This window comes from Enterococcus sp. DIV0712, assembly GCF_050554855.1.
Lineage (GTDB): Bacteria > Bacillota > Bacilli > Lactobacillales > Enterococcaceae > Enterococcus > Enterococcus faecalis.
The window spans coordinates 1,503,633-1,527,092 of the sequence record NZ_CP187333.1 but is presented as its reverse complement, the minus strand read 5'-3'; the positions used below and the strand labels follow the sequence as shown (position 1 = coordinate 1,527,092).

General features: G+C 37.9%; 21 protein-coding genes. 19 read left to right on the top strand and 2 right to left on the bottom strand.

Annotated features, from left to right (window positions below; translation table 11 throughout):
* Positions 1-44 precede the first annotated feature (44 nt).
* The 14 genes from IGL42_RS07365 to IGL42_RS07300 all read left to right on the top strand — a co-directional run bounded on the left by IGL42_RS07365 (position 45) and on the right by IGL42_RS07300 (position 16,800).
* Positions 45-890 (top strand): glycosyltransferase family 8 protein, encoded by an 846-nt coding sequence (locus tag IGL42_RS07365; RefSeq protein ID WP_010710276.1) that lies wholly within the window; start codon positions 45-47, stop codon positions 888-890.
* A complete protein-coding gene (locus IGL42_RS07360; protein ID WP_010710277.1) occupies positions 880-1,782 on the top strand; it encodes a glycosyltransferase family 8 protein in 903 nt (300 codons plus the stop codon). The genes IGL42_RS07365 and IGL42_RS07360 overlap by 11 nt, the downstream gene beginning before the upstream one ends.
* Positions 1,783-2,167: 385 nt before the next feature.
* Positions 2,168-2,899: a GntR family transcriptional regulator gene (locus IGL42_RS07355; protein WP_002360115.1), complete on the top strand. Its 732-nt coding sequence runs from the start codon at positions 2,168-2,170 to the stop codon at positions 2,897-2,899.
* A gap of 11 nt (positions 2,900-2,910) precedes the next feature.
* Positions 2,911-4,083, top strand: a complete 1,173-nt coding sequence (gene agaS, locus IGL42_RS07350; protein WP_002357242.1) for an SIS domain-containing protein — start codon at positions 2,911-2,913, stop codon at positions 4,081-4,083.
* A 22-nt stretch (positions 4,084-4,105) separates the two neighbouring features.
* The gene (gene lacD / locus IGL42_RS07345) at positions 4,106-5,101 is read left to right on the top strand and encodes a tagatose-bisphosphate aldolase (RefSeq protein ID WP_002357245.1); all 996 of its coding nucleotides are present in this window, start codon (positions 4,106-4,108) and stop codon (positions 5,099-5,101) included.
* A 15-nt stretch (positions 5,102-5,116) separates the two neighbouring features.
* Positions 5,117-6,058: a hexose kinase gene (locus IGL42_RS07340; RefSeq protein ID WP_002381804.1), complete on the top strand. Its 942-nt coding sequence runs from the start codon at positions 5,117-5,119 to the stop codon at positions 6,056-6,058.
* Positions 6,059-6,090: 32 nt separating this feature from the next.
* Positions 6,091-7,905: a glycoside hydrolase family 35 protein gene (locus IGL42_RS07335; protein ID WP_002385857.1), complete on the top strand. Its 1,815-nt coding sequence runs from the start codon at positions 6,091-6,093 to the stop codon at positions 7,903-7,905.
* Entirely contained in the window at positions 7,902-8,381 is a 480-nt protein-coding gene (locus tag IGL42_RS07330; RefSeq protein ID WP_002361968.1) for a PTS system mannose/fructose/N-acetylgalactosamine-transporter subunit IIB, read from the top strand. Before IGL42_RS07335 ends, IGL42_RS07330 begins: the two co-directional genes overlap by 4 nt.
* 13 nt (positions 8,382-8,394) lie before the next feature.
* Positions 8,395-9,294 (top strand): PTS mannose/fructose/sorbose/N-acetylgalactosamine transporter subunit IIC, encoded by a 900-nt coding sequence (locus IGL42_RS07325; protein ID WP_002357253.1) that lies wholly within the window; start codon positions 8,395-8,397, stop codon positions 9,292-9,294.
* Positions 9,281-10,090 carry a PTS system mannose/fructose/sorbose family transporter subunit IID gene (locus IGL42_RS07320; RefSeq protein WP_002357254.1) on the top strand — a complete coding sequence of 270 codons (810 nt, stop codon included), beginning with the start codon at positions 9,281-9,283 and terminating at the stop codon, positions 10,088-10,090. Before IGL42_RS07325 ends, IGL42_RS07320 begins: the two co-directional genes overlap by 14 nt.
* 19 nt (positions 10,091-10,109) lie before the next feature.
* Complete coding sequence (locus IGL42_RS07315; RefSeq protein ID WP_002361967.1) at positions 10,110-10,517, top strand: PTS sugar transporter subunit IIA; 408 nt, start codon at positions 10,110-10,112, stop codon at positions 10,515-10,517.
* Positions 10,518-10,666: 149 nt separating this feature from the next.
* Complete coding sequence (locus IGL42_RS07310; RefSeq protein ID WP_010710279.1) at positions 10,667-14,641, top strand: endo-alpha-N-acetylgalactosaminidase family protein; 3,975 nt, start codon at positions 10,667-10,669, stop codon at positions 14,639-14,641.
* A 239-nt stretch (positions 14,642-14,880) separates the two neighbouring features.
* Positions 14,881-16,035: an AI-2E family transporter gene (locus IGL42_RS07305; protein WP_002386882.1), complete on the top strand. Its 1,155-nt coding sequence runs from the start codon at positions 14,881-14,883 to the stop codon at positions 16,033-16,035.
* Between the two features lie 120 nt (positions 16,036-16,155).
* Positions 16,156-16,800: a DUF998 domain-containing protein gene (locus tag IGL42_RS07300; protein WP_010710280.1), complete on the top strand. Its 645-nt coding sequence runs from the start codon at positions 16,156-16,158 to the stop codon at positions 16,798-16,800.
* 46 nt (positions 16,801-16,846) lie between these two features.
* On the opposite strand, the gene IGL42_RS07295 is transcribed toward IGL42_RS07300, so the two are convergent.
* Positions 16,847-17,458, bottom strand: a complete 612-nt coding sequence (locus IGL42_RS07295; RefSeq protein WP_002381806.1) for a hypothetical protein — start codon at positions 17,456-17,458, stop codon at positions 16,847-16,849.
* A gap of 178 nt (positions 17,459-17,636) precedes the next feature.
* On the opposite strand from IGL42_RS07295, the gene IGL42_RS07290 reads away from it, so the two are divergent.
* The 4 genes from IGL42_RS07290 (at position 17,637) to IGL42_RS07275 (ending at position 21,465) form a co-directional block, all read left to right on the top strand.
* A complete protein-coding gene (locus tag IGL42_RS07290; protein ID WP_010710281.1) occupies positions 17,637-18,089 on the top strand; it encodes a DUF2188 domain-containing protein in 453 nt (150 codons plus the stop codon).
* A gap of 199 nt (positions 18,090-18,288) precedes the next feature.
* On the top strand, positions 18,289-19,308 hold the full coding sequence (locus IGL42_RS07285; RefSeq protein ID WP_002366823.1) for a branched-chain amino acid aminotransferase: 1,020 nt from the start codon (positions 18,289-18,291) through the stop codon (positions 19,306-19,308).
* Between the two features lie 134 nt (positions 19,309-19,442).
* Entirely contained in the window at positions 19,443-19,763 is a 321-nt protein-coding gene (locus IGL42_RS07280) for a cupin domain-containing protein (protein WP_002357264.1), read from the top strand.
* Between the two features lie 61 nt (positions 19,764-19,824).
* Positions 19,825-21,465 carry a peptide ABC transporter substrate-binding protein gene (locus tag IGL42_RS07275; RefSeq protein WP_104842576.1) on the top strand — a complete coding sequence of 547 codons (1,641 nt, stop codon included), beginning with the start codon at positions 19,825-19,827 and terminating at the stop codon, positions 21,463-21,465.
* 97 nt (positions 21,466-21,562) lie between these two features.
* Here IGL42_RS07275 and IGL42_RS07270 read toward each other — a convergent pair whose 3' ends face one another.
* Positions 21,563-22,438 carry an NAD(P)H-hydrate dehydratase gene (locus tag IGL42_RS07270; RefSeq protein WP_002394515.1) on the bottom strand — a complete coding sequence of 292 codons (876 nt, stop codon included), beginning with the start codon at positions 22,436-22,438 and terminating at the stop codon, positions 21,563-21,565.
* Positions 22,439-22,587: 149 nt separating this feature from the next.
* Between IGL42_RS07270 and IGL42_RS07265 the strand changes: the two genes are divergently transcribed.
* Positions 22,588-23,454, top strand: a complete 867-nt coding sequence (locus IGL42_RS07265) for an SPFH domain-containing protein (RefSeq protein WP_002357267.1) — start codon at positions 22,588-22,590, stop codon at positions 23,452-23,454.
* Positions 23,455-23,460: the final 6 nt, after the last annotated feature.

The window sequence follows — 23,460 nt, the reverse complement described above, 5'->3', positions numbered from 1 at the left end:
GAATAGGAACTTAGCTATAAAAATAAAAGAGGAGAGTGGTTTTGATGAGGAAAAATCAGAAGATTGTGCCAATTGTGACAGCTTCAGACGAAAATTATGCTCCTTATTTGAATGTAATGATGACAACTGTTTTAGAAAATTGTCATGCGGAGAGACCTGTTCATTTTTATGTGATTGATGATGGGCTGTCGCTATCTAGCAAAAAAGCACTCCGAGAAACGGTTAGTAGTAACTCACAAAGTGCGACTGTTGAATTTCTAACAGCAGACAAAGAAGTTTATCAAAATTTTTTAGTGAGTGATCATATTACAACGACCGCTTACTTACGCATTTCTTTACCGTCACTTTTACAAAAATATAGCTATAAAAAGGTTCTTTATTTAGATGCAGATACGCTTGTTTTAGATGATATTGTCCAGTTGTATGATACGCCATTAGTGAACCAAACGATTGGCGCGGTTATTGATCCTGGTCAAGCATATGCCTTGAAACGTTTGGGCATCCATTCCTCCGATTATTATTTTAATTCAGGAGTTATGATTATTGATATTGACCGATGGAACGAGAAAGCAATCACCCGAAAAACAATTCAGTATCTAGAAGAAAATGGGGACCGCATAGTTTATCATGATCAAGATGCTTTAAACGCTGTTCTTTATGAAGATTGGCTAGCTCTAGAACCAAGATGGAATATGCAGACGTCTTTAGTTTTTAATCGTCATGAAGCGCCTAATGAAGCCTATCAAAAATTATATACAGCGGGAAATCAAGAGCCAGCGATTATTCATTTTACTGGACACGATAAACCCTGGAATACGTTAGAAAATCATCCTTATACAGCTCTTTATCTAAACAAGTTAAAGAAAGTAGGTGCAAGAAATGGAAAATAGAAAAGAATTAGCGATTGTCTCCTGTTGCAATACCAACTTTGTGCCGCATCTTGCTGCTATGTTTGTTTCAATTTTAGAAAATAGTCCTTCAGCGGCAGCTGTTCATTTTTATGTGATTGATGACAATATCAATTTTGAAAGCAAGCAACTACTGTATTTTACGATTAAACATACCCAAATCAATGCAGAGTTAACATTTTTAAAAATCAACCCCCATTTTTTCAAAAATGTTGTAACCAGTGAACGAATTCCCAAAACAGCTTACTACAGGATTGCTATTCCAGAGCTGTTTAGAGGAAGCCAGATCGAACGGCTGTTGTATATGGATTGTGACATGATTGCCTTAGATGATGTCGCAAAATTATGGACAGTTGATTTAGGTGAAAATATCATCGCCGCTGTGGAAGATGCAGGGTTCCATCAACGTTTGGAAAAAATGGCGATTCCTGCAGAATCTATGTGTTATTTTAACTCAGGCTTGTTGCTAATCGATGTTAAAAAATGGTTGAATTTAGATGTAACCACTAAAGTCTTAAGATTTATTGAAGAAAATCCAGATAAATTACGTTTCCATGATCAAGATGCATTGAATGCGGTTTTACACGACCGTTGGACCCTGTTGCATCCTAAGTGGAACGCCCAAGGTTATATTCTGTCAAAAGCGAAAAAACATCCGACTATTTATGGAGAAAGACAATATGAAGAAACGAGAAGAGCACCATCCATTATCCACTTTACTGGCCATGTCAAACCTTGGACGAAAGAATTTCAGTGGTATACCAAGCGTTATTATGATCAATATGCGAATAGGACGGCCTTTCGTTGTGTCAACACATTCAATCAATATTTATCTTATACGAAAATTAGTAGAAGGATTGAATATGCTCAATAATGAATATTGTCATGGATTTCGTAAAATTAGTTACTTGTTAGTTGTTGCCAGAACCAAACAATAGAAACGAAGAAGTCGGGATCGAACTGTTTTTCAGATTTTGAGTATGAGACAAAAATCTAAAGTGATTTTTGTCTCATACTCTTTTTTGTCTATTTAAAATAAAGCCAGCAACTGGTATCATATTTAAGGATGGTTTTTTATAAAAAAATGATTTCTTTAGGAAAAAAATATTACAATAAAGAAAAATAAAAAAATGTAAACGTTATCATTTCAAGGTTATAGCGGTATGAAGATATTTATTAATACTTTTTATTGACAAAATAAAAAAAACCACCGTACTATTGGTTTGTGGTTATAACCAGTTAGGGTAAAGGAGAAAGTTATGGAAAATGCCTTTAAAAACAAAGCTTTGTATCATCAACTTGTTGATTTGCTGCAGGAACGAATCGAAACATGCATGATTCCTCATGACAAGTTGCCCTCTGAACGTGAATTGACTGCACAATATGGAGTGAGTCGGACGACGGTCCGGTTAGCGCTACAAGAACTAGAAAATAGAGGTTCCATCTATCGTCGTCATGGCAAAGGAACATTTGTTTCAGATATAAAAAAAGAGGCCGCTGATTTAGCTGGCGCATATAGTTTTACAGAACAAATGAAAGGGCTGGGTCGAAAACCACATACCCGTATATTATCCTTCGAAAAATTGGAAGCGGATAAATTTATTTGTCAGCATTTGAATCTTTCGTTAGGAGAGGCAGTTTTTAAATTAAGTCGGTTGCGGATTGCTGATAACGAGCCATTAATGGTTGAAGACACATACTTGCCTGTGAAATTTTTCTTATCACTCACGGATCAATTACTACGTAGCAAGCCATTATATGATCTATTTTCGGAAGATTTTAAGCAAACCGTTCGTTTAGCTGATGAAGAATTATACGCTAGCATTGCTTCAAAAGAAGATGCCAAATTATTGATGATTCCAGAAGGAGCGCCAGTCCTTCATTTAGCACGCCAGACATATAACATGAAAAATGAAATTATTGAATTTACGTTGAGTGTGGCGCGAGCAGATCAATTTCATTATCAGATACGCCATATTCGGAATAGTTAGGAGAGTTAAGTATGTTTACAGCAGAAAAAGAAGAACTAGAACAACTAGGAGCGGAAATCACGACACGTGAAATTCGTCAGCAACCTGAGCTTTGGCAAGAAACCGTGACACTTTATCATGAAAATCAAACAGCTTTGGAAAACTTTTTAAAAGAAGTCCAGGCCAAAGCGCAAGGAAAACGCACAAGAGTAATTTTTACAGGAGCAGGGACTTCGCAATATGTCGGTGATACTGTTGTACCTTATCTCCGAGCACACGGCGACACACAAGCCTTTTCATTCGAAAGTATTGGGACAACGGATATTGTGGCCAAACCAGAAGATTATCTGATTAAAGACGAACCAACATTGTTAGTTTCGTTTGCAAGAAGTGGAAATAGTCCTGAAAGTTTAGCGGCAGTTGAAGTAGCTAATCAAGTGGTTGAAACAATTCATCATTTAGCGATTACTTGTGCCGAAGAAGGACAACTGGCACAAATAAGCCAAAAAGAAGAAAACAGCTTTTTATTCTTAATGCCAACACGTTCCAATGATGGTGGTTTTGCGATGACTGGTAGCTTTTCTTGCATGACTTTGGGTACATTACTACTCTTTGATCAAACAGCCTTTGAGCAAAAACAAGATTATGTAACCGCTCTAATTAAATTAGGTGAAGAAGTGCTATCCCGTGAAGAAGAATTAAATGAAATTGTTAACCTTGATTTTGAACGAATTGTTTATGTTGGTTCTGGAAGTTTAGCTGGTTTGACAAGAGAAGCGCAATTGAAAATTTTAGAACTAACAGCCGGCAAAGTTGCCACAATTTTTGACTCTTCTATGGGCTTCCGTCATGGACCAAAATCATTTATTAATGAAAAAACAATAATGTTTGGTTTTGTTAATAATACACCATACACAAGAGATTATGACTTGGATATCTTAGAAGAAGTTCACGGTGACGAAATTGCGGCGGGTGTTTTTGCGATTGCTCAACCTGGCAAACGTAATTTCTCAGGTTCAACTATTGAATATTCCGCAGAAACTGCTCTATTACCTGATGGCTATTTAGCATTAGCAGATATCATGGTAGCCCAAACAGTCGCACTTTTAACATCTATTAAAGTTGGAAATAAACCGGATACCCCTTCACCGACAGGTACAGTGAATCGTGTGGTTAAAGGCGTAACGATTTATGACTATAAATAATACAATATTTGGAGGAGGAACTATGCTTACGTTAACAGCTGGAAAAAAAGCGGCAATGGATCGTTTGTCAACCCAAGAAGGAATCATTAGCGCATTAGCCATTGATCAACGAGGTGCCTTGAAAAAAATGATCAAAGCGCTAGATGTAGAGCCAACTGATGCACAAATTGAAACGTTTAAAGAATTAGTCTCGAAAGAATTGACACCTTATGCGTCTGCCATTTTATTGGATCCAGAATATGGATTGCCTGCTGCAAAAGCACGCGATACCGAGGCTGGATTGTTACTCGCTTATGAAAAAACGGGCTATGATGCAACAACTCCGGGACGATTGCCTGATTTACTAGCAGATTGGTCTGTTTTACGCTTGAAAGAAGAAGGCGCAGATGCGATTAAATTTTTACTATACTATGATGTGGATGAGGATCCAGAAATCAATCATCAAAAACATGTATTCATTGAACGCTTAGGAAGTGAATGTGCAGAAGAAGACCTACCATTTTACTTAGAATTAGTTTCTTATGATGCACAAATAGCAGATGCGACTTCTTTAGAATATGCAAAAGTTAAACCGCATAAAGTGAATGAAATGATGAAAGAATTTTCTAAACCCCAATATAAAGTAGATGTATTGAAAGTGGAAGTTCCAGTTAATATGAATTTTGTAGAAGGTTTTGCGCCGGCTGAAACAGCGTATACAAAAGAGGAAGCGGCGAATTATTTCTTAGAACAAAGTCAAGCCACTGATTTACCATTTATCTTTTTAAGTGCCGGTGTCTCAACAGAGCTATTCCAAGAAACACTACGTTTCGCTAAAGAAGCTGGTTCAACATTTAATGGTGTTTTATGTGGCCGTGCTACGTGGAAAAATGGCGTGAAACCTTTCGTTGAAGCAGGAGAAACTGCGGCTTGTGATTGGTTAAAAACAGAAGGCCGAGAAAACATTGAAAGTTTAAATGAAGTCATCGCAGCAACCGCCAGCTCTTGGCATGCGAAAGTTCAAGTAAACGAAGGGTAATTGGGAGGCATAGCTGTGATAGTAACAGTAACAATGAATCCGTCAATTGACATCTCCTACCTATTAGATCATCTAAAGCTTGATACCGTTAATCGGACCAGTCAGGTGACCAAAACCCCTGGTGGCAAAGGACTAAATGTCACTCGCGTTATTCATGATTTAGGTGGAGATGTTATCGCTACCGGCGTTCTTGGTGGTTTTCATGGGGCGTTTATTGCAAATGAGTTAAAGAAAGCAAACATCCCCCAAGCATTTACGTCAATCAAAGAAGAAACACGTGATTCGATTGCGATTTTGCACGAGGGGAATCAAACTGAAATTTTAGAAGCTGGACCAACTGTTTCCCCAGAAGAAATCAGTAACTTCCTTGAAAATTTCGATCAATTAATTAAGCAAGCAGAAATTGTCACAATTTCTGGCAGTTTAGCGAAAGGATTACCATCAGATTTTTATCAAGAATTAGTTCAAAAAGCTCAAGCACAAGAGGTTAAAGTGCTACTAGATACTTCTGGTGATAGTTTAAGGCAAGTTCTTCAAGGACCATGGAAACCGTATTTAATTAAACCTAATTTAGAGGAACTAGAAGGATTGCTAGAGCAAGATTTTTCAGAAAATCCATTAGCAGCTGTACAAACAGCTTTAACAAAACCAATGTTTGCTGGAATTGAATGGATTGTCGTATCTTTAGGAAAAGATGGTGCAATTGTCAAACATCAAGATCAATTCTATCGTGTAAAAATTCCAACGATTCAAGCTAAAAATCCTGTTGGTTCAGGAGATGCAACCATTGCTGGTCTTGCATATGGACTAGCCAAGGATGCTCCAGCGGCCGAACTGCTAAAATGGGGCATGGCGGCTGGAATGGCTAATGCCCAAGAAAGAACGACTGGGCATGTAGACGTAGAGAACGTGAAGAAACATCTTATGAACATCCAAGTAGTCGAAATTGCTAAATAAAAAGCTTTCTTTATTTAGCAATTATCCAGTGATTGAAAGCGTTTACTAGAAAGGGTGGCAATGTGGAAAGATTTGAAATTAAAGAGGAGTTTCTTTTAAATGGTCAACCATTTAAAATTTTATCAGGCGCCATTCATTATTTTCGTGTAGATCCCTCAGATTGGCATCATTCACTTTATAACTTGAAAGCTTTAGGCTTCAATACAGTTGAGACATATGTACCATGGAATTTACATGAACCGCAAAAAGGAACATTTCATTTTGAGGGAATATTAGATTTGGAGCGCTTTTTAAAATTAGCACAAGAACTTGGACTATATGCGATTGTGCGGCCGTCTCCTTATATTTGTGCAGAATGGGAGTTTGGCGGTTTTCCAGCCTGGCTATTAAATGAACCAGGACGGATGCGTTCGAATAATCCAACCTATCTGAAGCATGTTGCGGAATATTATGATGTTTTAATGGAAAAAATTGTTCCGCATCAACTTGCTAACGGTGGCAATATTTTAATGATTCAAATCGAAAACGAATATGGTTCATTTGGCGAAGAAAAAGCGTATTTACGGGCGATTCGCGATTTGATGATTGCACGTGGCGTGACAGCACCATTTTTTACTTCTGACGGGCCATGGCGCGCAACATTGCGGGCAGGCAGCATGATTGAAGATGATATTTTAGTAACTGGGAATTTTGGCTCAAAAGCCAAAGAAAATTTCGGTATGATGCAAGCCTTTTTTGAAGAACATGGTAAAAAATGGCCGCTAATGTGTATGGAATTTTGGGATGGCTGGTTTAATCGTTGGAAAGAGCCAATTATTAAACGAGATCCGCAAGAATTGGCTGAATCAGTTAGAGAAGCATTAGCATTAGGCAGTATCAACTTATATATGTTTCATGGCGGCACCAATTTTGGGTTTATGAATGGCTGCTCCGCACGAGGAACCATTGATTTACCACAAATCACTTCCTATGATTATGATGCGCCACTTGATGAACAAGGGAACCCAACCGAAAAGTATTTTGCGTTACAAAAAATGCTTCACGAAGAGTACCCTGCGTTACCACAAGCTGAACCATTAGTAAAAGATTCTTTTGCGCAAACAGCAATTCCTTTAACAAACAAAGTGAGTTTGTTTGCGACTTTAGAAACGATTAGTCAGCCAGTGGTCAGCGTTTATCCGCAAACCATGGAACAATTAGGACAAAATACCGGCTATCTTCTTTACCGAACAAGCATTGAAAAAGATGCTGCAGAAGAAAAGCTAAGAGTGATTGACGGTCGTGATCGTCTGCAATTATTTGTCAATCAGGTACATCAAGCAACGCAATATCAAACGGAAATTGGCGAAGATATTTACGTTACACTGCCGCAAGAGAATAATCAAATCGATGTTTTAATGGAAAATATGGGTCGTGTCAATTACGGGCACAAACTATTTGCAGATACTCAGAAAAAAGGGATTCGAACGGGTGTCATGGCAGATTTACATTTTATGACACAATGGCAACAATATTGTTTACCTATGACAAGCTGTGAACAGGTAGACTATTCAAGAGAATGGCAACCTGATCAACCAAGCTTTTACCAGTATCATATGGAGTTAGCAGAAGTGAAAGATACATTTATTGATGTTTCTAAATTCGGCAAAGGAATTGTTTTTGTTAACCAAACCAATCTTGGTCGTTTCTGGAATGTTGGTCCGACGCTTTCCTTATATATTCCCAAAGGATTATTAAAAGAAGGGCAAAATGAGATCGTCATTTTTGAAACGGAAGGAACGTACCAACCAGAAATTCAGTTAGTAAAAGAACCACTATATAAAGAAATGAAAGAGGGATTACAATGAGTATTATTGGCGTAAGAATTGATGGACGTTTGATTCATGGACAAGTGGCAAATTTATGGGCGACAAAATTGAATATTTCCAGAATTATGGTCGTTGATGATGAAGTTGCAGGGAATGCCATTGAAAAAAGTGGCTTGAAATTAGCAACACCAGCTGGCGTGAAACTAAGCGTGTTACCAGTTGAAAAAGCTGCTCAAAATATTTTAGCAGGAAAATACGACTCACAACGTTTATTAATTGTGGTACGGAAACCAGATCGTTTATTAAAACTAGTAGAACTTGGGGTGCCGATTAAAGAAATCAATGTTGGGAACATGTCACAAACAAACGAAACACGGTCGATTACTAAGTCAATCAATGTGGTCGATCAAGATATTGAGGTTTTTAAAGAGTTAAATGCTAAAGGTGTCCATCTGATTGCTCAAATGGTGCCAAGTGACAAAGCGGAAGACTTTATGAGTTTGATAACAAAATAGGAGGGAACAAAAAATGAATATCTTATGGTGGCAGATCTTATTATTAACATTATACGCAGGATACCAAATTTTAGATGAATTACAAATTTATTCTTCATTAAGTGCGCCAGTGTTTGCAGGTCTTTTTGCAGGATTAGTGATGGGGGATATTAAAGCAGGACTTATTATTGGTGGAAGTATGCAATTAACTGTATTAGGAGTTGGGACTTTCGGGGGTGCCTCCAAAATTGATGCTAACTCAGGCACGATTCTTGCCACAGCATTTTCTGTGTCTTTAGGAATGAACCCTGAACAAGCAATCGCTGCTATTGCAGTACCAGTTGCTAGTTTAATGATTCAATTAGACATTTTGGCTCGTTTTGCGAATACCTACTTTGCACATCGAATTGATAAAATGGTCGAAGATATGAACTACAAAGGAATTGAACGTAACTTCTTAATGGGTGCCTTACCTTGGTCTCTTTCTCGAATGATTCCAGTCTTCTTAGCACTTGCTTTTGGTGGTGGTTTAGTACAAAAAGTTGTATCTGTCCTAAATGGCGATTTGAAATGGTTAGGTGATGGCTTGTCTGTTGCTGGGGCGGTCTTACCAGCGGTCGGTTTTGCAATTTTACTACGTTACTTACCAGTGAAAAAACATTTCCCTTATTTAATTCTTGGTTTCACTGTAACTGCTTTACTAGGAACAATCTTTACAAACATGCAACTTTTAGGAACATCTGTTGCGAGCGTTGTGAAAGACTTCAGTGGTGTATTTAACGCACTACCAATGTTAGCAGTCGCTTTAATTGGTTTCGCTTTAGCCGCAATTAGCTACAAAAATGGCCAAATGATTCCGAGTGGACCAGCAGCCAAAAAAGAACATGCAGCGAATGATTCAGACGAAGGAGAGATTGAAGATGACGAAATCTAATTATAAATTGACGAAAGAAGATTTTAAACAAATTAATCGCAGAAGCTTGTTTACTTTCCAATTAGGTTGGAACTACGAAAGAATGCAAGGATCAGGTTACTTGTATACGATTTTGCCACAATTGCGTAAAATTTATGGGGATGATACGCCTGAATTAAAAGAAGTGATGAAAACACACACGCAATTTTTCAATACTTCAAACTTCTTTAATACGATTATTACAGGGATCGATTTGGCCATTGAAGAAAAAGAAGGCATTGCTGGAAAACAAACAGTTTCAGGTTTGAAAACTGGTTTAATGGGACCGTTTGCAGCAATTGGGGATTCAATTTTCGCAGCTTTAATTCCAACTATTTTTGGGGCGCTAGCTGCCAACATGGCGATTAATGGCAACCCAACTGGTATCTTTATCTGGATTGTTGCTCAAATTGCCGTGATGGTCTTCCGTTGGAAACAATTGGAATTTGCGTATCGCGAAGGAATTTCTTTGGTAACAACTATGCAACACCGCTTAACTGCCTTAACAGACGCTGCAACTTTACTAGGGGTCTTCATGGTTGGCGCTTTAGTGGCAACAATGGTTAATGTCAAACTATCATGGGCACCAAGTATTGGGGATGTAACACTTAACATGCAAAATAACTTGGATATGATTTTACCACGTCTACTTCCTGCAGGAATTGTCGGTGGCGTTTATTGGATGCTAGGTAAAAAGAATATGACGTCTACTAAAGCCATTTTTATCGTATTAATTGTCTGTGTCGCATTGTCTGCGTTAGGTGTTATTTCAAAATAAGTAAGACAGGAGAAAATCGATGAGTGAACATTTAGTTTTAGTAAGTCATGGCCGTTTTTGCGAGGAATTGAAAAAAAGTGCGGAGATGATTATGGGACCGCAAGAAACAATTTCCACTGTTGCTTTATTACCAGAAGAAGGTGAAGCTGACTTTTTAGAAAAATTTGAAGCGATTACGGAATCGTTAGAAGATTTTGTTGTCTTTGCTGATCTATTAGGGGGGACACCTTGTAATATTTTATCGAAAAAAATTATGCAAGGTGCTTCGTTTGACTTATATACTGGGATGAATTTACCGATGGTTATCAGCTATGTAAATGCAAGTTTATTAGCAATCGAAGGTGACTATGTTAAGGAATCAGCAGAAAGTATTGTGAAAGTCAACGAATTGCTGCTAAATGTTGCAGTAGATGACGAGGATGAATAATTCTGACTTGTTGTCGTAAGTAATTAAAGTTTTTAAGAGAATGATTTAGAGATGGACGTTCCAAAAATAAAAGAATTTATTTTTGGAACGCCCCTTTAATTGTTAATAATGAAAGCGTGTTCAAAAATGTTAGGGGGCTGATTTATCAGATGAAACATGGAAAAATAAAACGATTTAGTACATTGACACTATTGGCAAGCGCAACGATTTTAGTACCATTAAGTACGTCTGCAGAAGAAACAACAAACAGCAGCACTGAAACAAGCTCATCAATGGTGGAACCTACCGCAACAGAAGAAAAATTGTGGCAATCTGATTTTCCAGGAGGGAAAATTGGTGAGTGGCAAGATGTGATTGGTAAAACAAATCGAGAATTAGCAGGAGAGTCATTGGCGATTTCACGAGATGCAGCAGCAGGTAATAATGCCGTATCTTTAAATTTAGATTCCCCTAAATTAGCTGATGGTGAAGTAGAAACAAAGTTTAAATACACTGCTGGAAGCGGTCGAACGGGTGTGATTATTCGTGGTAATACCAAAGATAGCTGGGTTTTTGTAGGCTATAACGCGAATGGCAAATGGTTAGTTGAAAGCCCTAATTCGTGGAATGATTCAATTTCTGGGCCAACGTTAAATGAAGATACGAATTATTTGTTGAAAGTACGTTATGTTGGTGAAAAAATTACTATCTGGCTTAACACCACGTTGATTTACGAAGGAGAACCTGTTTTGGCCAACGGAGACAAAATTCCAACAGAAGCCGGACATGTGGGTGTCCGTTTGTGGTACGACAAAAAAATTGTCAATTATGACTATTTTAAAAATGGCCCCGTAGATAGCATTCCTGAAATTGTGCCAGAAGTGACCCAAATTGCGCCAGTCAAAGTTTTTACAAAAATTGGTGTCGCACCAAAATTACCGAAACAAGTAAAAGTGACCTATAATACTGGTAAAGAAGCCAATGAAGCAGTCCGTTGGGATGAAATCGATCCTGCTGCATACAAAGAACCAGGGACTTTTGAAGTCGACGGTACTTTGGAAAATACAAACATCAAAGCAAAAGCCAGCATTGTTGTTGCTAAAGACAATGAAGCTGAAAAAGGCGACAAAATCTCTTCCGCAGATTTAACAGCCGTGGTTGATCCACAATTTCCACGAATTATTCGCTACGAAGACCCTCAGAGTAATCAAGTGATTTTTAATGGCCAACACGAGAAAATTGACCAAGTAATGATTGATGGCAAAGCATATAAAGCAACTGCTGAAAAACAAAAGAGTGAAGCAAATCAAGCCGTTTATAACGTAGCTGTCCCAGAAATTGGCCTGCGTTTCACAACGACATTGACTGTTTCCGAAGGCCAAGAATTAGCTATGAAACTCTCAGATATTCGTGAAGAAGGAACCAAAATACACACAATTTCAATTCCAAATCAAGGCTTGATTTCTGTCAATAGTACAGATGAAGGGGCGACTTTTGCTGGCGTTGTGATGAATACTGGGACAAATGCAAATAACGGAAATAAAAATGGTGATACTATCCAAGATTTAACTACAACAAGCCAAGAAGAAACGAAAAAATATATGTATGGTTTCTTAAATACGGCGAATTATGCTGCAAGTTTTTGGACGAACGCCTATGGAGACGGCTCTGTCGATGGTAGTGACAACAATCGAATCCATAAACAAACAAAAGAAGCGGCGACTGGTTTTGTAACAACCTTGTCAAGTGGGGCATGGACCTATCGACCATTTGATGCACCGGAAGATTACACAACTGGAGAAACACCAGAAGTGAAAGTTAAATTCTCAAAAGATAGCAACGACGACAATCGGGTGGATTGGCAAGATGCGGCAATTGGGTTCCGTTCAATTATGAATAACCCAATGGGCGCGGAAAAAGTCCCTGAATTAGTCAACCAACGGATTCCTTTTAACTTTGCTAGTCAGGCGACAAACCCATTCTTAGTGACGTTAGACGAATCAAAACGCATTTACAATTTAACAGATGGATTAGGACAAATGAATTTACTAAAAGGGTATCAAAATGAAGGACATGATTCTGCGCATCCAGATTACGGTGCTATTGGTCAGCGACCTGGCGGGGAACAAGCGTTGAATCAATTAATTGATGAAGGCCATAAATTAAATGCCGTTTTCGGTGTGCATATTAATGACACCGAGTCTTACCCAGAAGCAAAAGGATTTAATGAGGAATTAGTTGATCCAACGAAGCGTGGCTGGGATTGGTTAGATCCGTCTTATTTTATTAAACAAAGACCCGATGCATTGAGTGGTCGTCGCTATGAGCGCTTTAAAGAATTAAAACAAAAAGCACCGAATCTAGATTATATTTATGTTGATGTTTGGGGCAACCAAGGCGAATCAGGTTGGGCAAGTCGTCAACTAAGTAAAGAAATTAATTCACTCGGTTGGTTTACAACCAATGAATTTCCGAATGCTTTAGAGTATGACTCGGTTTGGAACCATTGGTCTGCAGAAAAAGATTACGGCGGTACAACAACGAAAGGCTTTAACAGTACAATCGTTCGTTTTATTCGGAATCACCAAAAAGACACTTGGATTATTTCCGACAACCCTTTGTTAGGTGGAGCTGAATTTGAAGCCTATGAAGGTTGGGTGGGTAAAACCAATTTTAATACCTATCGCCAAAAAACTTTTGCCATTAATGTCCCAACTAAGTTCTTACAACATTACCAAATTACAAACTGGGAAACTACAACAGCAGCAGATGGTCAAATCTATGGCACAATTAAATTAGCGAACGGTGCTGAAAAAGTGACCGTTACTCAAGCAGATGCTAATTCGCCAAGAAGCATTACGTTAAATGAGACAGAAGTTCTAAAAGGTGATGCGTATCTACTGCCTTGGAATGTCAATGGTCAAGACAAACTATATCACTGGAATCCAAAAGGCGGTACCAGCACTTGGTCATTGGATAAGAAACTGCAAGGAAAAACGAATTTACATTTATATGAATTAACAGATCAAGGGCGTATTGACAAAGGCGCAATTGCCACTACAAATAACCAAGTGACCATCCAAGCCGAGGCTAATACACCGTATGTCATTGCTGAACCTGACAGTATTGAACCGATGACATTCGGAACAGGAACACCATTTAAAGATCCTGGATTTAATGAAGCCAATACCTTAAAAAATAACTGGAAAGTTTTCCGAGGTGATGGAGAGGTTAAAAAAGATGCTAACGGTGATTATGTCTTTAGTTCAGAAAAAGAAAGAACCGAAATCAAACAAGACATCAATCTTCCTAAACCAGGAAAATATAGTTTGTATTTAAACACAGAAACACATGATCGCAAAGCCACAGTAACTGTTAAAATTGGTGGTAAAAAATATACGCGGACAGTGAATAATTCGGTTGCCCAAAACTACATTCAGGCAGATATTAACCATACAAGCAGGAAAAATCCGCAGTATATGCAAAATATGCGAATTGATTTTGAAATCCCAGATAATGCCAAAAAAGGCTCGGTGACATTAGCGGTTGATAAAGGCAATTCCGTTACAAAATTTGATGATTTACGAATTGTTGAGCGTCAAACGGATATCATGAACCCAGACAAACAAACAGTTATTAAGCAAGATTTTGAAGACACACAAGCAGTTGGGTTATATCCGTTTGTTAAAGGCTCAGCTGGTGGTGTAGAAGATCCACGGATTCATTTATCAGAAAGAAATGAACCTTACACACAATATGGTTGGAATGGAAACCTTGTTTCAGATGTATTAGAAGGCAACTGGTCCTTGAAAGCCCATAAACAAGGAGCAGGTTTGATGCTTCAAACAATTCCGCAAAATATTAAATTTGAACCGAACAAGAAATATACGGTCCAATTTGATTATCAAACTGATGGTGAAAATGTCTTTACTGCTGGGACCATTAATGGGGAGTTGAAAAATAACAATGACTTTAAGCCAGTCGGTGAGTTGACTTCGACAGCAGCAGATGGTCAAACCAAGCATTATGAAGCAGAAATAATTGGGGATGCTTCAGGAAACACTACGTTTGGTATTTTTACAACAGGTGCCGATAAAGATTTCATTATGGATAACTTTACGGTCACAGTGGAATCGAAAAAATAAATTTAGTTTATCTAAGCAACTTGGGCTACAAGTTAAACGTACTTGTAGCCCAAGTTGCTTCTTTTATGAAAAGAAGCAAGGCCTAGTGCCTCATTTTTATACTGCAGAATAAACAGACACATTTTTAAAGTGTCAGGCTTCTTTGTGTATTTCATCAAGAACGAATGGACAAACTTGCCTTTTGCCACAAATCGTTTACAATTACAATGATAGGCATAATTTATTTAGAGGTGAAGTGATTGAAGAAATACAATGTTGATTGGAATTACTGGGTTGTCCGCTTTTTATTTGTAATGGCGCTGATTGTTGGCTATTTATTAATCACGAATTATCAGCACTTTGTCCATAGCGTTTCGGGTTTGTTAGGCATCTTATCCCCATTCATTACTGGGTTCGTGATTGCTTATTTATTGAGTGGAAGTCAGAAAAAAATCGAGGGATTACTAGAAAGAGTACCTTTACCAGTCGTTAAAAAAGCGAAACACGGCTTGAGTGTACTCCTTTTATACCTGATTATTTTGTTTATTTTTGTCTTGACATTAAACTATATTGTTCCGCTACTCATTAGTAATTTAGTAGATTTAGCAAACTCTTTACCTACTTTTTATGATCACATGGTTCAGTTTGTGATGAGTTTAGAAGATAAAGGGATTTTAAAAACAGCCGCGATTGAAAAATATTTAAATAGTGTCCTTAAAGATTTGTCGCCGGAACGTTTTTTAAATCAATGGACACAAGCGTTATTTTCATTAGGAACGTTGACTAAAAATGTTTCCTCATTCTTTTTAAATGCATTTTTAACGTTGATTATCTCAATATATGCGCTGGTATTTAAGCAATCTATTTTGACATTTGTTGAAAAGGCTGCCCACAAATTGCTGTCTGAAAAAGTGTACAAGCAAACACAAACCTGGTTAAATACAACGAATAAAATTTTCTATAAATTTATCAGTTGCCAATTTCTTGATGCTTGTATAATTGGCGTTTCATCAACGATTTTGTTAAGTATTTTGAATGTGAAATTTGCTGTGACTTTGGGGATTTTATTAGGTATTTGTAATATGATTCCTTATTTTGGTTCGATTTTTGCGTCAATTGTTGCTGGTGTGATTACGCTTTTCACAGGTGGTGTTACTCAAGCAATTACGGTGTTACTAGTTTTATTAATTTTACAACAAATTGACGGCAATATTATTGGTCCTCGAATTATGGGAGATGCCCTAAATGTCAATCCGATTTTAATTATTGTTTCAATCACGATTGGGGGAGCGTACTTCGGCGTCTTAGGGATGTTTTTAGCAGTTCCTGTTGCTGCAATCATTAAAATTATTGTCTCGGAGTGGCTAAATGAATCAAAAGAAAATGATAAGATTGTAGATTCTATTGAATCCTAAAGTAAAACTTTTCGTCTCGCGCTGACGAAAAGTTTTTTAGTGAGAAAGAAAGTTTAATTATTCGGAATTTTTGATATGCTATACTTAAAGTAAATAGAAAATAAAAATTGAGGTGAATAGATGCAGTTTTTAAAAAAATATGGCGGCTATTTTTTAGTTTTAGGGGTCTTACTTGATTTTTTTACACCTTATTATGTCGGATTCAAAGATCAAGGTTACAATCAATTGACAGAAGTAATTAGCTTATTAGGTGATGTGAATAGTCCAGTTAGGGAAAACTTTAATCGGTTAACTATCATTGCGGGAATGTTGATGTTAGCAAGTTTACCTAGGATATATGCTATTTTTTCCAGAAAAACGAAAAAAGGTGCTTGGTTAGTAGTGGCAATGATTGGCGCTTATGGTTTATTTGATTGTATTTTCAGTGGGCTCTTCAGCGTAGACACTTCAAGCGCTGGCACAGTTGCTGCCGCGCTTCATAACGGAGGATCAGCAGTCGGTTATACAGGCTTTTTGTTGTTATCAGGCGTCTTAACCATTATCTATAGTAAATACGGTTCGCAAAAAAATAAAAACTTTTTTGGCTTTTTGTTTATTTTATGTATGCTTGCAGCCGGCTTATATGGCTTAGCAAGGATTCCACAGCTACAACAGGTAAAACCATTTAATTATTTAGGCTTATGGCAAAGAGTGAGTTCATTTTGTAATTATCTACCAATGCTGGCACTGTGTTTACAAACTAAAACCAATGACAAATTTGATTGAACATTTGTCATTGGTTTTTTACTAGTTAAAATTGTCTGGTAATAACTTAATTATTGGCTACGGTGACTTCACCAGTAACAGTGGCACCATCTTTTTCTAAGTCAGCAGAATCTTTGTATTCTTGTTTATCAAAAGTAATATTGCCATTAACTTTGGTACCATTTAAAGTAAAGCCATTTGCTTTCACCTCAATATCACCTTTGACAGTCCCATGAACGATGTTGAAATTTTCAGAAGAAACGATTAGCTTAGGAACCGTGATTTCATATTCAGCAGTTACTTTTTTATTATCATCTTGAGAATAAAGCGCTAATTTACGATAGACATCGTTGGAATCTTTCCCCTTATCATGGAAAGTACCAGCAACTGTTACCTCGTTATCAAAAGTGACATTGTCAGTAGCTGCGACAATCCAATTTCCTTTATCACTTAACGCCATTTCGAGCTCTTCAGGCTTGGCACTAATTGAAGCACCAGAGACTACTTCTGTACTTGAATTAGCTGTTTCTTTGCTACTAGAACTACTATCTGTTTTTTTATCAGATGAACAAGCACTAAGCAGCACAAGAGCAGCAGTTGCCGTCAAAACAGTGGTGAGTACTTTAGACATTTTCATGAAAATCCCTCCAAAAAATTTATTTATTTCTTCCTTTATCATAACTGATTCAAAGGGAAATGAGTAATCATACACTCAAAGATTGAGAAGTTTGGCCAACGGGAAATTAGGATTATTCTCTCAAGAAGGTCCAGGAAATATTCAAAGTAATCATTTCTTTTTCAAATGTTCCTTTTCTGTAGTAAGCTAGTAATAGACAGAATTTAAGGAGGAGATTTTGATGCCTTGGAATATGAATGATTATCCTACATCAATGAAAAATTTAGCACCTTTGATTCGGAAAAAAGCGATAGATATTGGCAATGCGTTGCTTGCGGATGGCTACCCTGATGATCGCGCCATTCCAATTGCGATTAGTCAAGCGGAGAAATGGTATCAAGAGGCAAGTGAAGCAGACAAAAAAGCCTTCGAACAAGAAGCAAATCCTACGAAACAAGATTCGCATAAACAGGATAAACATGCGGGAAAATTATTAACGGCGGCTGTCAACGTTAAATATAAAGACGGCCAATGGTTGGTGATTTCAGACAGCGCTGAAAAAGCAAGTAATACATTTACCCACAAACAAGAGGCGGTTGAACGAGCTCAAGAAATTGCTCGGAATAAGCAAACAAAGCTGAAAATCTATAAGCAAGATGGTACGTTACAAGAAACCAAAGAATATACTGAATAATTTTTCGAAACCTTGATATTCCGTTGCAATTCAAGAAACGGCTATCAAGGTTTTTTTGCGAGGGAGAAATGGACAAGTAAGAAAAAATAACAAAAGTTAAGAAAGTTAAGAATGAGAATAAGGCTTGCTTTTCTAGTTTTTGGTGGGTACAATTACACTAATTAAGATAAAAAATCAAAATAATTGAGGTGCTACGACAATGGAAAAAGCCAATCTTGATTGGAATAATTTAGGATTTTCTTACATTAAAACGCCCTTTCGTTATATTAGTTATTGGCGAGATGGCAAGTGGGAAGAAGGCACGCTAACAGATAACAATCAGTTAACGATTAGTGAAGGTTCGCCTGCTCTACATTATGGCCAACAATGTTTTGAAGGATTAAAAGCGTATCAATGTGCAGATGGTTCTGTCAATTTGTTTCGTCCAGATGAAAATGCCAAACGGCTACAAAAAAGTTGTGCGCGTCTACTGATGCCACAAGTACCAGTAGAAACCTTTGTTTCTGCATGTCAAGAAGTGGTGAAAGCCAACCTTGCTTATTTACCGCCATATGGAACGGGCGGTACGTTGTATCTTCGCCCTTATATGATTGGTGTCGGCGATAATATTGGCGTAGCACCTGCCAAAGAATACATTTTTTCTATTTTTTGCGTGCCGGTTGGTTCGTATTTTAAAAATGGTTTAGCACCAACCAACTTTATTGTTTCTGACTATGATCGAGCGGCGGGCCGAGGAACTGGGGCCGCTAAAGTGGGGGGCAATTATGCAGCTAGTCTTTTACCAGGTGCAGAAGCACATGAGAAAGAATTTAGTGATTGCATTTATTTAGATCCGTATACGCATACGAAAATTGAAGAAGTTGGTGCAGCCAATTTCTTTGGCATAACCAAAGATGGTACTTTTATTACGCCGAAATCAGCGTCTATTTTACCAAGTATTACTAAATATTCATTATTGACGCTAGCAAAAGAACGTTTAGGGATGACGGCGCTTGAAGGAGACGTTTACATTGATCGATTAGCGGACTTCTCCGAAGCGGGTGCTTGTGGCACAGCGGCGATTATTTCTCCTATTGGTGGGATTCAAAACGGCACAGATTTCCATGTATTTTATAGTGAAACGGAAGTTGGACCAGTGACTAAGCAACTATATGATGAACTGGTTGGCATACAGTTTGGTGACAAAGAAGCGCCAGAAGGTTGGATTGTAAAAGTTTAAAGAGACAAAAAAGAGAGAATTCATGCTCTCTTTTTTTTGTGTAGAATATTCAGAATTTTCTATAAAAAGATTGACTTTAATACTATTTAAAGGAATAATGGAAGATACAAGATTTAAAAAAGGAGGGGAAGCTATTGCTTATTAAATCAGCAGAATCAGAAGAAATGACGATTTTTTTTGATAAAGAAAACCAACCAAATGCACAAGTTCAAATGGGCATTATTACATTACAACCTGGTGAAAAACGGCCTTTAGCTGGATATGCTCGCCATGAACAGGATGAATATTCTTATGTGATTTCTGGCGAAGCACATACGATTTTAGAAGATGGTCAAGACTTAGTCGGAAAAGCTGGACAAGCCCAATTAATTGAAGCTGGTGAGGGGCACATTAATTATAATGATGGGTTGGAGCCAGCGGTCGTTGTCTGGATGCTTGTGGAAAGGACAGAATAAAAGGGGAGCTGTCTTTCTGTAAGTAAAAGCATAAAAAATGAAGAGTTATAGGAGAAAGAAGATGAAAAAGTATTTAAAAATCATAATGGTTTGTATTTTATTGGTAGGATTTTTAGCTGGGTGTACCAATAAAAATGAAAATAAAAAGAAACAGAAAAATACCAAAGAAGCTGTTCAACTGATGTCACCCTCGGAATTAACAACGCTCAACACCTCTGTATTATTGGATTTTCCAGATGCTATTGTCCAAACAGCAGCGTTTGAAGGGTTATATAGTTTAGATGAACAAGACCAATTGGTACCAGCTGTAGCAAAAGCATTGCCGACGATTTCAGAAGATGGAAAAACCTACACGATTTCTTTGAGAAAAGAAGCGGTTTGGAGTAACGATGATCCTGTCACAGCACATGATTTTGAATATGCTTGGAAAAAAATGATTGATCATAAAAACGGCTTTGTTTATAGCTTCCTCATCGTTGAAACAATTCAAAATGGGGCAGAAATCTCAGCGGGGAAATTAGCTCCCAATGAACTTGGTGTCACAGCTGTGGATGATTATACATTAAAAGTGACGCTCAAAGAGCCAAAACTGTACTTTACGTCCTTGTTAGCTTTTCCGACATTTTTCCCGCAAAATCAAAAAGTAGTCGAACAATTTGGTGCGGACTATGGAACTGCTAGTGATAAAGTCGTCTATAATGGTCCGTTCGTGGTAAAAGATTGGCAGCAAACAAAGATGGACTGGCAACTAGCAAAGAATAATCGCTATTGGGATCGCCAGAACGTGCGCTCAGACATTATCAATTATACGGTTATCAAAGAAACATCTACCGCATTGAATCTTTTTGAAGATGGACAATTAGATGTGGCTACACTAAGTGGTGAACTGGCGCAACAGAATAAAAATAATACGTTGTATCATTCGTATCCAACAGCGACAATGAACTATTTGCGCTTAAATCAAAAACGGAAAGGGCAAGCAACGCCGCTTGCAAACGAAAACCTGCGTAAAGCGTTGGCTTTAGGTATAGATAAAGAAAATCTAGTCAATAATATTATTGCAGATGGTTCTAAAGCGCTACATGGTGCGATTACGGAAGGCTTTGTGGCGAATCCCACAACGGGCCTCGATTTTCGTCAAGAAGCAGGTAATTTAATGGTTTATAACAAAGAAAAAGCGCAAAGTTATTGGAAAAAAGCACAAGCAGAATTAGGAGAAAAGGTTAACGTTGAATTGATGGTAACAGATGATGGTTCTTACAAAAAAATTGGTGAAAGTTTGCAAGGCTCGCTACAAGAACTGTTTCCTGGTTTGACAATAGAGCTAACCGCATTGCCGACCGAAGCTGCATTGAACTTTGGGCGAGAAAGTGACTATGATTTATTCTTAATTTACTGGACACCAGACTATCAAGATCCTATTTCTACCCTGATGACTTTATACAAGGGCAATGATCGCAATTATCAGAACCCTGTCTATGACAAATTATTAGATGAAGCAGCCACAACCTATGCCTTAGAGCCAGAAAAAAGATGGGCGACACTGATTGCGGCTGAAAAAGAAGTGATTGAAACGACTGCTGGCATGATTCCACTTAGCCAAAATGAACAAACAGTCCTGCAAAATGATAAAGTCAAAGGCTTGAATTTTCATACCTTTGGCGCTCCATTAACGTTAAAAAATGTTTATAAGGAAAAATAAAAAGAGAGCCTGGGCTGAAAATCGCTTTTGATTTTCGGCCCAGGCTTAAATCCTGCTTTTTAACCCAAAATTTGTCACCATTTAGCCTTTTCGGGTTTTATCTCGAACGCTTCTGTTCTAATAGTTCAGAATCAGGTGCAGTGTGTGGCTGGGCATATTTTTTCATATATGTCGGCAAGGCTTGACTAATCTTCGTTGGTAAAACAACATAGTCGGTTTTGGCCAAATAATCACCAATGAGACTGTGTAAGTAGACGGCGCCAGCAATGGTTTCAATTGTCGGCTTAAACTGAGCTAAAAAACCAGCAATGATGCCAGCCAAGGTATCCCCAGTTCCGCCAGTAGCCATCCCAGGGTTGCCGCCTGTATTTTGAAAAGGTTCTCCTGCGTGGAAAATTGTGGTGTGATGACTTTTTAAAACAATCGTACTGCCTAATTTTGCTTGTTGGCGCTGGTTATTTGCCAGTGTTTGTTGCTCGATAGGTAAGTGACTCAAACGTTGCCATTCCATTTGATGAGGTGTGAAAACAACTTTTTCAGGATAGGTAAGGGAAAAATTACCTTGGCTAAACAGGGTAATTGCTGAGCCATCGATAATTAACCATTGTTGTTTTTGATGTTGGGCGAGTACCATCTTTAATATTTGTTGTGCAGTAGCATCTAAGCCTAAACCTGGACCAATTAAAATAACCTCCGCTTGCTCTACGACGTCCGTCAGAAGGGCTGTTTCTTCAAAGCCCACGACCATCGCTTCTGGGCATCTTGCATGTAAAGGCCCGTGATTTTTAACATCAGTAATCACAGTGGTGAGACCAGCGCCACTATTGATACACGCTTCGGTACTCATGATGATGGCTCCGCCGTATTGACGGTTTCCTCCGATTAATACGACACGCCCAAAATTGCTTTTATAAGAGTCGGAGGGGCGTTGAGTGATGACTTCCTCTAAAATGTCCTTGCTTAAATAGCGCATTCTATCACTCCTTTTCTTGGGATTTCTTTGTTCTCAGTATACTACAAGAGCCCCGAAAAAATCAGTTTATTTAATGTTAAAAGTTACTCTATTGAAGGCAATGAGGTGTATAATAAGGACCAGATAAATGAGTTAGGAGAGTGAAACAGATGGAAGAGAAAAAAACATTTTATATGAGTGGCTACGTAGGAATTGCGAGCTTATTAGTTATTTTAATTGCGGGAATTGGTTTATTTATTTATGGAGCAAGTCATACCAATGGAGTTCTTGTTGTTTTAGGTATTATTTTGTTAGTTGGGGCTATTTTATTTTTAAGTTCCTTAACTATTGTTAGTCCCAACCAGGCGAAAGCGATTTTATTTTTTGGTCGTTACTTAGGTACGATTAAAGAAAATGGGTTGTTTATTACCATTCCATTTACGCAAAAAATGAACATTTCTTTGAAAGTACGAAATTTCAATAGTTCTCTATTAAAAGTCAATGACTCTGACGGGAATCCAATCGAAATCTCTGCGGTCATCGTTTTTCGGGTAGTCGATACAGCTAAGGCGTTATTTAATGTCGATTATTATCAAGACTTTGTGGAAATTCAAAGCGAAACGGCAATCCGGCATGTAGCAACACAATATCCTTATGACACTTTTTCAGATAATGATGTAACTCTGCGAGGAAATACCGAACAAATTTCCGAGGAGTTAACCAAAGAATTGCAAGAACGCTTAGCGGTGGCTGGTGTAGAGGTTATCGAAACACGGTTGAATCATTTAGCTTATGCAACTGAAATAGCTAGCTCCATGTTGCAAAGACAGCAAGCAAAAGCAATCTTAGCGGCTCGACAAACAATTGTTGAAGGTGCGGTAAGCATGACACAAATGGCCTTAGAACAGATCGAAGAAGGGCAAGAAATTAATTTTACCGACGAACGAAAAGTACAACTTATTAATAATTTACTAGTCTCAATCATTACTGATAAGGGCACACAACCAGTTATTAATACAGGCGACGTTTCTTCTTAAAGAGGA

Bases quoted from the DNA above. Each gene is read 5' to 3' on its own strand.
- IGL42_RS07365 (WP_010710276.1), top strand. From the start codon at position 45: ATGAGGAAAAATCAGAAGATTGTGCCAATTGTGACAGCTTCAGACGAA.
- IGL42_RS07360 (WP_010710277.1), top strand. From the start codon at position 880: ATGGAAAATAGAAAAGAATTAGCGATTGTCTCCTGTTGCAATACCAAC.
- IGL42_RS07355 (WP_002360115.1), top strand. From the start codon at position 2,168: ATGGAAAATGCCTTTAAAAACAAAGCTTTGTATCATCAACTTGTTGAT.
- agaS (WP_002357242.1), top strand. From the start codon at position 2,911: ATGTTTACAGCAGAAAAAGAAGAACTAGAACAACTAGGAGCGGAAATC.
- lacD (WP_002357245.1), top strand. From the start codon at position 4,106: ATGCTTACGTTAACAGCTGGAAAAAAAGCGGCAATGGATCGTTTGTCA.
- IGL42_RS07330 (WP_002361968.1), top strand. From the start codon at position 7,902: ATGAGTATTATTGGCGTAAGAATTGATGGACGTTTGATTCATGGACAA.
- IGL42_RS07325 (WP_002357253.1), top strand. From the start codon at position 8,395: ATGAATATCTTATGGTGGCAGATCTTATTATTAACATTATACGCAGGA.
- IGL42_RS07320 (WP_002357254.1), top strand. From the start codon at position 9,281: ATGACGAAATCTAATTATAAATTGACGAAAGAAGATTTTAAACAAATT.
- IGL42_RS07315 (WP_002361967.1), top strand. From the start codon at position 10,110: ATGAGTGAACATTTAGTTTTAGTAAGTCATGGCCGTTTTTGCGAGGAA.
- IGL42_RS07310 (WP_010710279.1), top strand. From the start codon at position 10,667: ATGAAACATGGAAAAATAAAACGATTTAGTACATTGACACTATTGGCA.
- IGL42_RS07300 (WP_010710280.1), top strand. From the start codon at position 16,156: ATGCAGTTTTTAAAAAAATATGGCGGCTATTTTTTAGTTTTAGGGGTC.
- IGL42_RS07295 (WP_002381806.1), bottom strand. From the start codon at position 17,458: ATGATAAAGGAAGAAATAAATAAATTTTTTGGAGGGATTTTCATGAAA.
- IGL42_RS07290 (WP_010710281.1), top strand. From the start codon at position 17,637: ATGCCTTGGAATATGAATGATTATCCTACATCAATGAAAAATTTAGCA.
- IGL42_RS07285 (WP_002366823.1), top strand. From the start codon at position 18,289: ATGGAAAAAGCCAATCTTGATTGGAATAATTTAGGATTTTCTTACATT.
- IGL42_RS07275 (WP_104842576.1), top strand. From the start codon at position 19,825: ATGAAAAAGTATTTAAAAATCATAATGGTTTGTATTTTATTGGTAGGA.
- IGL42_RS07270 (WP_002394515.1), bottom strand. From the start codon at position 22,438: ATGCGCTATTTAAGCAAGGACATTTTAGAGGAAGTCATCACTCAACGC.
- IGL42_RS07265 (WP_002357267.1), top strand. From the start codon at position 22,588: ATGGAAGAGAAAAAAACATTTTATATGAGTGGCTACGTAGGAATTGCG.